This is a genomic window from Pseudomonas sp. LFS074 (assembly GCF_047978165.1).
Taxonomy (GTDB): Bacteria; Pseudomonadota; Gammaproteobacteria; order Pseudomonadales; family Pseudomonadaceae; genus Aquipseudomonas; species Aquipseudomonas putida_P.
Genome location: NZ_JBFPFV010000001.1, coordinates 1,236,789 through 1,249,275, shown reverse-complemented (window position 1 = coordinate 1,249,275; position 12,487 = coordinate 1,236,789). Strand labels below are relative to the sequence as shown.

Here is a 12,487-nt window from a genome sequence, read left to right as displayed (position 1 = left end):
TCCGTCGGGAAAATCCGCTACAGTCCCTGGGGTTGGCCACAAGCCAACGCCAAGGACTTCGGAGATACCATGAAAAAGCTCTTTATGCTGTGTTGCGCATCCCTGCTCGCAGCCTGTTCCAGCCAAACCCCATCCAACCAGGCCAGCCTGGACGGTGAAGTCTTCTACCTGCAGCGTATCGCCCTGCCACCTGCCGCCACCCTGAGCGTGGAACTGCAGGACGTGTCGCTGATGGACGCACCCGCCGTAACCCTGGCCCGCCAGGCCGGCCCGGTCAAAGGCAACGTACCGTTGCCGTTCCACCTCACCTACGACCCGGCCCAGGTCAAACCTGGCCACCGCTACGCGGTAAGCGCGCGCATCGAGCTGGATGGAAAGCTGCTGTTCATCAATACCGAACACCATGGTGTCGCGCTCGACGGCAGTGACCCACAATCGGTACGTATCAAAGTCGACCCGATTCGCTGATACCCGTATTCATCCGTTTACAAGGAAAGCTTCATGATCCGCACTTCCCTGCGCTTCACTACCCTGTGCGCCGGCCTGCTGCTGTCGGCCAGCGCCCTGGCCTTGTCGCTGGGCGACCTGAGCCAGAAAGACGCCACTGGCGGCCTGAAAGATACCCTGACCCAAGGCGCACAGCTCGCCGTCAAGCAGTTGAGCACCCCAGGTGGCTTCAGCAACAACCCCGACGTGCGCATCGAATTGCCTGGCAACCTGGGCAAAGCGGCCAAGGCCATGAAGATGTTCGGCAAAGGTGAACAGGTCGATGCCCTTGAAGCCAGCATGAACAAGGCCGCCGAAGCCGCCGTGCCGCAGGCCCAGGCGATTTTGGTGGATGCCGTGAAGAACATGAGCGTGACCGATGCCAAGGGCATTCTCAGCGGTGGTGACGACTCGGCCACCCAGTACCTGAACAAGAGCAGCCGCGAGCAGATCCGCGCCAAGTTCCTGCCAATCGTCAAGCAGGCGACCGACAAGGTCGGCCTGGCCCAGCAGTACAACAACTTTGCCGGGCAGGCGGTGGCACTGGGCGTGGTCGACGCCAAGAGCGCCAGCATTGAGAACTACGTGACCGAAAAGGCGCTGGATGGCCTGTTCGAGATGATTGGCAAGCAGGAGCAGAGCATTCGCCAGAACCCGGCGCAGGCGGCTACCAGCCTGGCCAAGAAGGTCTTCGGCGCCCTGTGACGGCCCAGGGGGAGGGCTATGCCCTCCCCCGCGCCTTCAGCCCTTTTTCACCCTGAACCACGCCGCATACAACGCCGGCAGGAACAACAGCGTCAGCACCGTGGCCACGATCAAACCGCCCATGATCGCCACCGCCATCGGCCCGTAGAACACACTGCGCGACAACGGGATCATCGCCAGCACCGCCGCCAACGCGGTCAGCACGATTGGCCGGAAGCGCCGCACCGTGGCCTCGATGATCGCCTGCCAACGCTCCATCCCCGCCGCGATGTCCTGCTCGATCTGGTCCACCAGGATCACCGAGTTGCGCATGATCATCCCCGCCAGGGCAATGGTGCCGAGCATGGCGACAAAGCCGAACGGCTGGCGGAACACCAGCAGGAACAGGGTCACGCCAATCAGCCCCAGCGGCGCGGTGAGGAACACCATCACCGTGCGCGAGAAGCTGCGCAACTGGATCATCAGCAGGCTTAGCACCACCACCACGAACAACGGCATGCCGGCGTTCACCGACTTCTGCCCACGCTCGGCGTCTTCAACCGTGCCACCCACTTCCAGCAGGTAACCATCGGGCAGCTTGGCACGGATGTCCTGCAGGGTCGGCAGAATCTGTTTCACCAGTGTGGCCGGCTGCTCCTTGTCGTAGATATCGGCGCGCACGGTCACCGTCGGCAAGCGGTTGCGGTGCCAGATAATGCCTTCTTCAAAGCCGTACTGCAGGGTCGCTACCTGCGACAGGGCCACGCTCTGGCCGTTGTCGGTGGGCAGCGCCAGGCTGCCGAGGTTGCCCAGTTCGCTGCGTTCCTGCAGGGTGCCGCGCAGCAGGATCTCGATCAGCTCATTGTCCTCGCGGTACTGACTGACCGTGCTGCCGATCAGCGAACTCTGCAGGAAGCTCGCCAGGTGCGCGGTACTCACGCCCAGGGCGCGGGCACGGTCCTGGTCGATTTCAAGGAACACGGCCTTGCTCGGCTCCTCCCAATCCAGATGCACGTTCACCACATGCGGGTTCTCACGCACCTTGTCAGCCACTTCCCTGGCCAAGGCACGGGCCTTCTCGATGTGTTCGCCGGTGACCCGGAACTGCACTGGGTAGCCCACGGGTGGGCCGTTTTCCAGGCGCGTGACCCGGGCACGCAAGTCTGGGAACTGCTGGTCCACGGTGTCGATCAGCCAGCTGCGCAGGCGCTCGCGGTCTTCCATCGACTTGGCCAGCACCACGAACTGGGCAAAGCTGGCTGCCGGCAGTTGCTGGTCCAGCGGCAGGTAGAAGCGCGGTGAACCGGTGCCCACATAGGCCACATAATTGTCGATGCCGTCCTGCTGCTTGAGCAGCGCCTCCAACTGCTTGACCCGCTCTGCGGTATTGGCCAGCGAAGCGCCTTCGGCCAGCTTCAGGTCAACCATCAACTCCGGGCGCCCGGATGCCGGGAAAAACTGCTGGGGCACAAAGCGGAACAGCACGATGCTGCCGACAAAGGCGGCAACGGTCAGCAGAATCACCGTCTTGCGCCGCCGTACACACCACTCCACCACCCGCCGCACACGCTGGTAGAACGGCGTGGCGTAAGGGTCTGGCGCGTGGCCGTCCTTGCCGTGGCGCGCGGCATGCAGCTTGGCCAGGTCTGGCAGCAGGCGCTCGCCCAGGTACGGCACGAACACCACGGCCGCCACCCACGAGGCCAGCAACGCAATAGTGACCACCTGGAAGATCGACCGGGTGTATTCGCCGGTGCTGGAGGCCGCCGTGGCAATCGGCAGAAAACCTGCCGCCGTGATCAGGGTGCCGGTGAGCATCGGGAAGGCCGTGCTGGTCCAGGCATAACTGGCCGCTTTAAGGCGGTCGTAGCCCTGCTCCATCTTGATCGCCATCATCTCCACGGCAATGATCGCATCGTCCACCAGCAGGCCCAGGGCCAGCACCAGCGCACCGAGGGAGATCTTGTGCAGGCCGATGCCAAAGTAATGCATGGCGGCAAAGGTCATGGCCAGCACCAGCGGGATGGCCAGCGCCACCACCAGGCCGGTGCGCAGGCCCAGCGAGAAGAAACTCACCAGCAGCACGATGACCAGCGCCTCGGCCAACACCTGGACGAACTCCCCCACGCCGGCCTTCACCGCCGCCGGCTGGTCCGAGACCTTGCGCAGCTCCATACCGGCCGGCAGGTTGTGCGCCAGGCGTTCGAACTCACCTTCCAGGGCCTTGCCCAGTACCAGGATATCGCCGCCGTCTTTCATCGACACCGCCAGGCCAATGGCATCCTCGCCCATGAAGCGCATGCGCGGCGCGGGCGGGTCGTTGAAGCCACGGTGCACCTCGGCCACATCGCCGATGCGGAAGGTGCGGTCACCCACGCGAATAGGGAACTGGCGGATCTGCTCGACGCTGTCGAATCGCCCGCTCACGCGCAGCTGCAGGCGCTCGCTGGGCGTCTCGAAGAAGCCGGCGGTGCTCACCGCGTTCTGCTCTTGCAACGCCTTCTGCACGGCTTCCAGCGGCACGCCCAAGGTGGCCAGCTTGAGGTTGGACAGCTCGATCCAGACTTTCTCGTCCTGCAGGCCGATCAGCTCGACCTTGCCCACGTCCTTGACCCGTTGCAGCTGGATCTGGATACGGTCGGCGTAGTCCTTGAGCACCGCATAGTCGAAGCCCTCGCCAGTCAACGCATAGATATTGCCGAAGGTGGTGCCGAATTCATCGTTGAAGAACGGGCCCTGGATTTCCGGCGGCAAGGTGTGGCGGATGTCCGCGACCTTCTTGCGGATCTGGTACCACAGCTCGGGGATGTCCTTGGAATGCAACGAGTCGCGGGCCATGAAGGTGACCTGCGATTCGCCGGGGCGGGAGAACGAGACAATCTTCTCGTACTCGCCGGTTTCCATCAGCTTCTTCTCAATACGCTCGGTCACCTGGCGCGACACTTCTTCGGCGGTGGCGCCGGGCCACAGGGTGCGAATGACCATGGCCTTGAAGGTGAACGGCGGATCCTCGCTCTGGCCGAGCTTGGTGTAGGACATGGCGCCAATGGCCGCCAGCAAAATCATCAGGAACAGGACGATCTGGCGGTTGCGCAGCGCCCAGGCAGAAAGGTTGAAACCCATCGGGACTTACTCCTTGGCCGTCAGGTTCACTACACGGTTGCTGCGGTCCACAGGCCGTACCGCCTGGCCCTCGCGCAGTACATGGCCACCGGCGGCAACCACCCAGTCGCCGGGGGCAAGGCCCTCGAGCACCGGTACGCTGTCGCTGCCGTAGGCGCCCAAGCGCACCACTGCCCGCTCCAGGCGGCTGTCCTTGTTCACCCGCCACACGTAGGCCTGGCCGTTTTCCGCCGTCACAGCCGACAGCGGTACCGCCAGCGGGATCTGGCCTTCATGGGCAATGAACACCCGGGCGCTCTGGCCCAGCTCGGCCGGTGTGGCCGCCGTGGCAAAGGCGATACGCGCCGCGAAGGTGCGCGAACGCGGGTCGGCAGCCGGTGACAGCTCGCGGATGCGCCCCTGGAAACGCTCCTGCGGGTGCGACCACAGCTCCACGCTTACCGGTTGGCCCACGGCAAAGCGGGCGAACTGCTGCTCCGGCAGGCCGATGGCCACTTCCCGCTCGCCATCGGCGGCGAGGGTGAACACGGTCTGCCCGGCGGCGACCACCTGGCCCACTTCAACCTGGCGCTTGGCAATCACCCCGGCCTGTGGCGCACGCAGCACGGCGTACTCGGCCTGGTTGCCGGCCACGTCGAACTCGGCCTTGGCCTGCTTCAAGCGGGCAAGGCCTGCACGGTAGAGGTTTTCGGCATTGTCGTACTGCGAGTGGCTGACCATCTGCCGCTCCAGCAGCTTCTGGTAGCGGTCGCGCTCGGCACGCACCAGCGACAGGTTGGCCTCGGCGGCCGCCATCTGGGCGCGGTTGGCTTCCAATTGCAAGCGCACGTCTTGCGGGTCCAGTTCGGCCAGCGGCTGGTCGGCCTTGACCCGCTGGCCCTCTTCGACCAAGCGCTTGCTGACCTTGCCGCCAATGCGGAAAGCCAGCTCCGGCTCGAAGCGCGCACGCACTTCACCGGGGTAACTGTCGGCAGCGGCTGCGGCCGGCTGCGGCTGCACCACCAGCGCCGGGCGGGGCGCGGCAGGTGGGGCGGCTTCCTGGCCGCACGCCGCCAGAAACAGCACGGCGGCGGCGGGCAAGGCGATGGACAAGGCATGGCGCAACATGATGAATCCTTTCGCGGTGGGCACTTCGAATATTTGTACTGGCGGGTATATTAAGTCAGCCGAGCGATGGCGTGAAGCCAGCGTTACAAAGAAATCCTGGCGCTTTTCCAACCGCTACCCGCTGTTGTTCGGCCCACAGCCAATCAACAACTTGCCCTGTCCCGCCACAGCCCGCAAACTGCGAAACACGCCGCAAACCCCGGCCCCCGTGCGTTTCAGCGCTCGGCACGACCTGTGCAATCACCGGGTACATACCCCTCCTTCATGTACCTGGAGTATTCCGATGACTGCCCTCGAACAACACCTGCCCGTCCCCGCCAACGGCACCGACTACGCCACGCTTGCCGCACGCTTCAGGCCCATCTTCACCCGCATTGCCGATAGCAGCGTGGAGCGCGAGCGCAACCGTACCTTGCCCCATGCACCTATCCAGTGGCTGAAGGAGGCCGGCTTTGGCGCCGTGCGCGTGCCGATCGAGCATGGCGGTGGCGGGGCATCCTTGCCGCAGTTGTTCCAGTTGCTGATCGAGCTGGCCGAAGCCGACTCCAACGTGCCCCAGGCCCTGCGCGGCCATTTCGCCTTCGTCGAAGACCGCCTCAATGCCCACGCCAGCGCACCGCAGGATGTCTGGTTCCAGCGTTTTGTCGCCGGTGACCTGGTGGGTTGTGCCTGGACCGAGATCGGCGCAGTGAAGATTGGCGATGTCATCACCCGCGTTTCGCGCCTGGGTGAGCAGTGGGTAGTCAACGGCACCAAGTACTACAGCACTGGCAGCCTGTTCTCCGACTGGATCGACCTGTTCGCCCGGCGCGAGGACACCGGCGCCGATGTAATCGCTGCCATCCGCACTCAGCAGCCCGGTATCCGCCAGAACGATGATTGGGACGGCTTCGGCCAGCGCACCACCGGCAGCGGTACTTCGGTGTTTGAAAATGCCGTGGTCGAGGAAGAGAACATCATCGATTTCGCCACCCGTTTCAAATACCAGACCGCGTTCTACCAACTGGTGCTGCTGGCGGTGATCACCGGCTCCGGGCGTGCAGCCGTGCGCGACTTCGGCCAGGAAACCAGCAAGCGCACACGGGTATTCAGCCATGGCAACGGTGCTGCCGTCAGCCAGGACCCACAGGTGCTGCAAGTGATCGGCAAGGCCTCGGGCCAGGTGTATGCCGCCGAAGCTGCGACCCTGCGTGCCGCCGAGGCCATCCAGCAGGCCTACCTGGCACGCTTCGCCAATGATTCGGCCGCTGAGCAGCAGGCCAATGTGGTTGCCGAGCTGGAATCGGCCCAGGCGCAAGTGGCCACCATCGATCTGGTACTGCGCGCCACCAGCGACCTGTTCAATGCCTTGGGCGCTTCCACCACCAGCACCAGCCGCCAGCTCGACCGCCACTGGCGCAACGCCCGCACGGCGGCTTCACACAACCCGGTGATCTACAAGGAGCGGATTATCGGCGACTGGCAGGTGAACGGTACCGAACCACCGTATGTATGGCAGATTGGTGGGGGTGCCAAGCAGTCCTGAGTCATCGACTGGGGCTGCTGCGCAGCCCCGGGTATTTCAGACAGGTTCGGCTTGACGGGCAAGGTCGCGGTAGCCAGCGGCCGGGTGGCTGGCCGGCAGCCGTGGGCCGTCGCCGAACAGTTTCTCGCGCAGGGTGCCGGGGCGGTACTCGGTCTTGTAGGCGCCACGTTGCTGCAGCTCGGGCACCAGCAGCTCGACCACATCGCGGAAGGTTTCGTGGGCCAGGGCATAGGTCAGGTTGAAGCCATCGACATCGGTTTCTTCGACCCAGGCCTGCAGTTCATCCGCCACAGTTTGCGCACTGCCGACGATCAGCGGGCCAAAGCCGCCAATGCCGACCCAGTCGGCCAGTTCCTGCACCGTCCACTGCTTGTTCGGGTCGGCGGTGGAAAACGCCTCCACAGCCGATTGGATGGCATTGGTGTGGATATGCTCCAGCACCTGATCGGGCTGGTACTCGCTGAAGTCGATGCCGGTCCAGCCTGAAATCAGCGCCAGGGCGCCTTCGTAGCTGGCGTAGCTTTTCAACTCCTGCCATTTGGCTTGGGCCTTGGCGTCGGTTTCGTCGACTATCACCGTCTGCATGTTGAAGATCAGCACCTTGCGCGGATCGCGCCCTGCCTCGGCGGCCCGGCGACGAATGTCGGCCACGGTCTTTTTCAGGATGACCTTGGAGGGCGCGGCGACGAACACGCACTCGGCGTGGCCCGCGGCGAAGTTTTTACCACGGCTGGACGCCCCTGCCTGATACAGCACGGGAGTGCGTTGCGGGGACGGTTCGCACAGGTGTATGCCCGGAACCTGGAAGTGCTTGCCCTGATGACGGATCTCGTGGACTTTGCGCGGGTCGGTGAACAGGCCGGTCTCGCGGTCGCGCACCACCGCACCGTCCTCCCAGCTGCCCTCGAACAGCTTGTACAGCACCTCCAGGTACTCGTCGGCGTAGTCGTAGCGAGCATCATGGTCGCTCAGCGCCTTCTGTCCCAGGTTGCGTGCACCGCTGTCGAGGTAAGACGTGACGATGTTCCAGCCGATGCGGCCCTTGGTCAGGTGATCCAGGGTCGATAACCGACGGGCGAACGGGTACGGGTGCTCGAAGGTGAGCGAGGCGGTCAGGCCGAAACCAAGGTGCTCGGTCACCAGTGCCATCGGGGTGATCAGGGCCAAGGGGTCGTTCACCGGCACCTGGGCCGCCTGACGGATGGCCGCGTCGCCATTGCCGCCCAGCACATCGTAGATGCCGATCACGTCGGCGATGAACACACCGTCGAACTTGCCGCGTTCCAGCAGCTTGGCCAGGTCGGTCCAGTAGTCCAGGTCCTTGTATTGCCAAGCGCGGTCCTTGGGGTGGCGCCACAGGCCGGGCGACTGATGGCCGACACAGTTCATCTCGAAGGCGTTCAAACGAATTTCACGTGGCATGGGGACTCCTGTTCAATAGGCTCGGCACCCTTGTCAGGCACCCTTGATGCTCTATCAACACGATTCATGCCAACAAAATAATGCTTATAAATCAGTAATTTATTTAAAAACACAACAACCTGGTGCCTGAACGACGACATCACTGTCGATCAACTGTCGGCTGGCGGACAGCAGGCAATGTGACCGGGTTTTAGCCGGATCGCGCTTGACCCGTTAAGATGGTGATTCTTCAACCAGATGCAGACCACAATGTCCAACGACGCACCCATCGGCCCGGGCCGGCCCAAGGACCTGGCCAAGCGCGAGGCGATTCTCGAAGCGGCCAAGACGCTGTTCCTCAGCCTTGGCTACGCCAACACCAGCATGGATGCGGTCGCTGCGGCGGCAGGTGTTTCAAAACTTACCGTGTACAGCCACTTCACCGACAAGCAGACCCTGTTCTGCTCGGCGGTCATGGCCACCTGCCAGATCCAGCTGCCAGACCTGCTGTTCGAGTACCCCGAGGGGGCACCGGTGGACGAAGTGCTGCTGACCATTGCCCGTGGCTTCCAGGCGCTGATCAGCAGTGACGAGGCGGTCAAGCTCAGCCGCCTGATCATGGCCCAGGGCAGCCTGGACCCGAGTTTTGGCGAGTACTTCTACGAAGCCGGACCCAAGCGTGTGCTGGCCGGGATGGAAGCGCTGCTGCGCGGCGCACATGAGCGCGGGCTGCTGCGCGTCGACAACCCGTTGCGAGCGGCGGAGCACTTTTTCTGCCTGGTCAAGGGTGCCCCGGATTACCGCTTGCTACTGGGGTGCGCAGCACCACTGGAAGGGGATGAAGCCGAGGCGCATGTGCGCGAGGTGGTAGGGGTGTTCTTGCGGGCATTCAAACCCTGAGGCAGCAGGCTGACTGTACTGAGCCTATCGCTGGCAAGCCGGCCCCCACAGGTAGAACGTAAAGCTGTCAGGCGATGCAATCACTGTAGGAGCGGCCTTGTGTCGCGAAAGGGCCGCAAAGCGGCCCCGGCAATTTTCGCGTGAGCGCCAAAATCCTGGGGCTGCGTTGCAGCCCTTTCGCGACACAAGGCCGCTCCTACAACGACCGCGCTTGCCGGTCAGATTTCAGGAATCAGGCTTTCAGCGCTTTCTTCGGGTAAATGTCATACCGGCTCGACTTGCCTTCCAGGCTATGGCTGGGCTTCGGCCCGTCGATGATCGGCGCCTTGCGCGGGCGCTTCACCACCACCCGGTGGCTGGCCAGCGCCAAGGCTGCTTCGAGCAGGGCCGGGGCATCCAGGTCATCACCCACCAACGGCCGGAATACGCGCATTTCTTTTTTCACCAGCGCACTCTTGTCCCGGTGCGGGAACATCGGGTCGAGGTAGATCACCTGTGGTGGCTCGCCTTCCCAGGCGCGCATGCGCTCGATGGCGTTGCCGGTCAGCAGGCGCATGCGCCCGACGATCGCCCCCACTTCTTCATCCGCGCGAGCCCGTGCCAGGCCATCCTCCAGCAGCGCGGCAATCAGCGGCTGGCGTTCGATCAGGGTCATCTGGCAGTCCAGGCTGGCCAGTACGAACGCGTCCTTGCCCAGCCCCGCCGTGGCGTCCAGCACTTGTGGCCGCACGCCTTGGGCAATGCCCACGGCCTTGGCGATCATTTGCCCGTTGCCACCGCCAAACTGGCGCCGGTGCGCGGCCTGGCCTTCAACGAAGTCCACCCGCACCGGCCCAGGCGCCTGGGGCCCCAACTGTTGAATCTGCAAGCCATCAGCGCCAACCTGCACGGCGAAATCAGCGGCCTCGTCGTGCAGCGGCAGCTCCAGGCGCTCAGCCCACGCAGCGGCTTGCGCCGCAAATTCAGCCGACAACGCCTCGACCCGGATACCTGTGCCCTGCTCTTCCATCACATACACCTGAAAATTGAACCCCGCCATTAATGTATCGGCCGTCACAGCCGATACAGGCAATATCCCGCTATTCTGCCAGAGCACAACGCGCGCGACTGCCATGTCAGATACTCTTCCCATCGGCTTGACCTATTTGTCGCCAGTCGGCAACTACAGTCAGCACAACACCCAGGCACTCGGGGGCGTCAGCCACCTGTGGCAGGATTTTTTTGCCCGGGCCATGGCCGAGCAACAGGAAGAGCCGGTAGACAGCGTCAGCCAGTCGTTCGCGCAATACGACCAGCACAGCGGCGAACCCGTCGGCGGTGCGCGTGCGCTGGCCATGATCGACGCCCAGCGCGCCTGCCCGGTGCAAGACACCGTGGTGGCACCACCCGAACCGCTGTTCCTGCCCAAGGCAGAGCTTGAAGCCAAGTTGCTGCCACCGGCCCCCGAGCCGTTCAGCGCCATCGAGCTGATCGAGCAGCAACGCCAGCTGGACATCAACAACAGCTGGCTGCGCCCCGTCGTGATGAACCAGGGCCAACCGCTTGCCGAGCCCGGCCCAGGCCCTGCTCCGCGCTCGCTGTTCCTGCCCATCGCCGAGTTCGAGACCAACCTGCTGGACCCAGCACCCGAGCCGTTCGACCATGCCACCCTGGCCAAGCAGCAGAACGACCTGGAGTTCGACATGCACTGGGCGCGCCCGGTGGTGCTGAACAATGTGCGCGTTCACGCCTGAGGCTAACGGCAGATCTGCCAGCGCCCCATGTCCATGTGATAGTGATTACGGTGCGCGGCGTTGTAGTCCGGGCCAAGCACCGTGCTGAAACTCTTGCAAGCCGCCTGCTGCACCTGACGCAAGAACTCCGCCCTCTGCCCACCCGCCTGCCAGTCACGCGCCAGCACGATGCGCTGACCGTCCTGCAAGCGGAAACCGCTTATATCCAGCGCATTGGCCGTCGCGTGCTGGCTCAAGCGGCCTTGCTTGCGGTGGTAGACATTGCGGCAGGCAAAGCTGCCCAGGTGATCGACTTGCGCCACGGGTTGGCCCAGTAACCGCTGCGCCACCGGTTGCAACCCATGCTTCTCGAACAGCGCATAGGCCACCGCCAACGGGCAACTGGCCAGGAAGCTGCTGCTGAGCCGCGCCTGGCCGCCGTCAATGCGCCAGATATTTTGCAGCGGGCAGTCGGCCGAAGCCTGACTGTCAGCTTGTGCCCGGTAGCGCAGTTGGCTGGTTTCAAGCGCTTGACGGCACAACGCCGGGTCATCGCGCAAGCGCGAAAGCTTGTACGGCGTCAGCAGGTTGGGCGGCTGGCGCACGTCCAGCGGCGCCCACGGGTTCCATGCGCCAGGCAGGCGCCAGCCGAGGTGCCAGGCCAGGCCCGCCAATAGCAGCAGGCCGGCCAACAGCGCCAGCACTGCCCTCATCAGCGGCGAAACAGGTCGTTGAGCTGAGCGAACGGCAGTGCCTGCTCACCATAGCCGAACGTGCCCTCATCACGAATTTCCAGCGCGGCCCGGTGCAAGGCCCCGAGTGCAGCACGGGCCAGCGACGAACCAACACTGATACGGCGCACCCCCAGGTCCTGCAACTGGTTCACGCTCAGCGGCACGCCCGCCATGCCCATCAGCACATTCACCGGGCGCGGTGCGACGGCTTGCACCACCGCGCGCACTTCTTCCACCGTGCGCAGGCCGGGGGCGTACAGCACATCGGCGCCGGCCTCGGCATAGGCTTGCAGACGCAGGATGGTGTCGTCCAGGTCCATGCGGCCGTGCAGCAGGTTTTCTGCCCTGGCGCACAAGGTGAACGGGAATGGCAGGCTACGCGCCGCCTGCACAGCGGCGCGCACACGCTCCACGGCCAACCCTAAATCGTAGATGGGCGCATCACTGCGGCCACTGGCATCTTCGATGGAGCCACCGACCAGGCCGACTTCGGCAGCACGCAGGATGGTCTGGGCACAGGTTTCAGGCAAGTCGCCAAAGCCGTTCTCCAGATCGGCGGCCACCGGCAACGCGGTGGCATCGACGATCTCGCCGGCATTGTCCAGGGTATCGTCCAGGCTCAAGGCGCCTTCGGCGTCTGGCCGACCCAGGCTGAAGGCCAGGCCCGCACTGGTGGTGGCCAGCGCTTCGAACCCCAGGCTGGCGAGCAACTTGGCAGAGCCGGCATCCCACGGGTTGGGGATGACGAACGCGCCTTCGCGCGCGTGTAGCGCCTTGAAAGCTTCGGCTCTCAGGGTTTGCACGTCCATGGTTCA

The 12,487-nt window shown here is 64.2% G+C and carries 11 protein-coding genes; 5 read left to right on the top strand and 6 right to left on the bottom strand.

Annotation, left to right across the window (positions count from 1 at the left end; translation table 11 throughout):
• Window positions 1–69: 69 nt before the first annotated feature.
• Together ACNQP3_RS05750 and ACNQP3_RS05745 are read left to right on the top strand one after the other, a co-directional pair.
• Window positions 70–468, top strand: coding sequence for a YbaY family lipoprotein (locus ACNQP3_RS05750; protein WP_012270814.1), 399 nt, complete (start codon window positions 70–72; stop codon window positions 466–468).
• A 33-nt stretch (window positions 469–501) separates the two neighbouring features.
• Window positions 502–1,191 carry a DUF4197 domain-containing protein gene (locus tag ACNQP3_RS05745; protein ID WP_012270813.1) on the top strand — a complete coding sequence of 230 codons (690 nt, stop codon included), beginning with the start codon at window positions 502–504 and terminating at the stop codon, window positions 1,189–1,191.
• Window positions 1,192–1,227: 36 nt separating this feature from the next.
• Here the strand turns inward: ACNQP3_RS05745 and ACNQP3_RS05740 are convergent, their stop codons facing one another.
• Complete coding sequence (locus tag ACNQP3_RS05740; protein WP_012270812.1) at window positions 1,228–4,293, bottom strand: efflux RND transporter permease subunit; 3,066 nt, start codon at window positions 4,291–4,293, stop codon at window positions 1,228–1,230.
• Between the two features lie 6 nt (window positions 4,294–4,299).
• Window positions 4,300–5,400: an efflux RND transporter periplasmic adaptor subunit gene (locus ACNQP3_RS05735; protein ID WP_012270811.1), complete on the bottom strand. Its 1,101-nt coding sequence runs from the start codon at window positions 5,398–5,400 to the stop codon at window positions 4,300–4,302.
• A 283-nt stretch (window positions 5,401–5,683) separates the two neighbouring features.
• On the opposite strand from ACNQP3_RS05735, the gene ACNQP3_RS05730 reads away from it, so the two are divergent.
• The gene (locus ACNQP3_RS05730; RefSeq protein WP_071890913.1) at window positions 5,684–6,925 is read left to right on the top strand and encodes an acyl-CoA dehydrogenase family protein; all 1,242 of its coding nucleotides are present in this window, start codon (window positions 5,684–5,686) and stop codon (window positions 6,923–6,925) included.
• Between the two features lie 36 nt (window positions 6,926–6,961).
• On the opposite strand, the gene ACNQP3_RS05725 is transcribed toward ACNQP3_RS05730, so the two are convergent.
• Window positions 6,962–8,347 carry an LLM class flavin-dependent oxidoreductase gene (locus tag ACNQP3_RS05725; RefSeq protein ID WP_012270809.1) on the bottom strand — a complete coding sequence of 462 codons (1,386 nt, stop codon included), beginning with the start codon at window positions 8,345–8,347 and terminating at the stop codon, window positions 6,962–6,964.
• Between the two features lie 237 nt (window positions 8,348–8,584).
• Here ACNQP3_RS05725 and ACNQP3_RS05720 point away from each other — a divergent pair, with 237 nt between their 5' ends.
• Window positions 8,585–9,226 carry a TetR/AcrR family transcriptional regulator gene (locus ACNQP3_RS05720; RefSeq protein WP_012270808.1) on the top strand — a complete coding sequence of 214 codons (642 nt, stop codon included), beginning with the start codon at window positions 8,585–8,587 and terminating at the stop codon, window positions 9,224–9,226.
• A 232-nt stretch (window positions 9,227–9,458) separates the two neighbouring features.
• Here the strand turns inward: ACNQP3_RS05720 and ACNQP3_RS05715 are convergent, their stop codons facing one another.
• Complete coding sequence (locus ACNQP3_RS05715) at window positions 9,459–10,235, bottom strand: class I SAM-dependent methyltransferase (protein WP_264316872.1); 777 nt, start codon at window positions 10,233–10,235, stop codon at window positions 9,459–9,461.
• Window positions 10,236–10,338: 103 nt separating this feature from the next.
• Here ACNQP3_RS05715 and ACNQP3_RS05710 point away from each other — a divergent pair, with 103 nt between their 5' ends.
• Window positions 10,339–10,959: a hypothetical protein gene (locus tag ACNQP3_RS05710; protein ID WP_012270806.1), complete on the top strand. Its 621-nt coding sequence runs from the start codon at window positions 10,339–10,341 to the stop codon at window positions 10,957–10,959.
• A 2-nt stretch (window positions 10,960–10,961) separates the two neighbouring features.
• Here the strand turns inward: ACNQP3_RS05710 and ACNQP3_RS05705 are convergent, their stop codons facing one another.
• Window positions 10,962–11,651 (bottom strand): extensin family protein, encoded by a 690-nt coding sequence (locus tag ACNQP3_RS05705; RefSeq protein WP_012270805.1) that lies wholly within the window; start codon window positions 11,649–11,651, stop codon window positions 10,962–10,964.
• On the bottom strand, window positions 11,651–12,481 hold the full coding sequence (locus ACNQP3_RS05700) for an isocitrate lyase/PEP mutase family protein (protein ID WP_012270804.1): 831 nt from the start codon (window positions 12,479–12,481) through the stop codon (window positions 11,651–11,653). Before ACNQP3_RS05700 ends, ACNQP3_RS05705 begins: the two co-directional genes overlap by 1 nt.
• Window positions 12,482–12,487 lie beyond the last annotated feature (6 nt).

Excerpts from the sequence above, each read along its gene's own strand:
- ACNQP3_RS05750 (WP_012270814.1), top strand. The coding sequence starts at position 70 with ATGAAAAAGCTCTTTATGCTGTGTTGCGCATCCCTGCTCGCAGCCTGT.
- ACNQP3_RS05745 (WP_012270813.1), top strand. The coding sequence starts at position 502 with ATGATCCGCACTTCCCTGCGCTTCACTACCCTGTGCGCCGGCCTGCTG.
- ACNQP3_RS05740 (WP_012270812.1), bottom strand. The coding sequence starts at position 4,293 with ATGGGTTTCAACCTTTCTGCCTGGGCGCTGCGCAACCGCCAGATCGTC.
- ACNQP3_RS05735 (WP_012270811.1), bottom strand. The coding sequence starts at position 5,400 with ATGTTGCGCCATGCCTTGTCCATCGCCTTGCCCGCCGCCGCCGTGCTG.
- ACNQP3_RS05730 (WP_071890913.1), top strand. The coding sequence starts at position 5,684 with ATGACTGCCCTCGAACAACACCTGCCCGTCCCCGCCAACGGCACCGAC.
- ACNQP3_RS05725 (WP_012270809.1), bottom strand. The coding sequence starts at position 8,347 with ATGCCACGTGAAATTCGTTTGAACGCCTTCGAGATGAACTGTGTCGGC.
- ACNQP3_RS05720 (WP_012270808.1), top strand. The coding sequence starts at position 8,585 with ATGCAGACCACAATGTCCAACGACGCACCCATCGGCCCGGGCCGGCCC.
- ACNQP3_RS05715 (WP_264316872.1), bottom strand. The coding sequence starts at position 10,235 with ATGGAAGAGCAGGGCACAGGTATCCGGGTCGAGGCGTTGTCGGCTGAA.
- ACNQP3_RS05710 (WP_012270806.1), top strand. The coding sequence starts at position 10,339 with ATGTCAGATACTCTTCCCATCGGCTTGACCTATTTGTCGCCAGTCGGC.
- ACNQP3_RS05705 (WP_012270805.1), bottom strand. The coding sequence starts at position 11,651 with ATGAGGGCAGTGCTGGCGCTGTTGGCCGGCCTGCTGCTATTGGCGGGC.
- ACNQP3_RS05700 (WP_012270804.1), bottom strand. The coding sequence starts at position 12,481 with ATGGACGTGCAAACCCTGAGAGCCGAAGCTTTCAAGGCGCTACACGCG.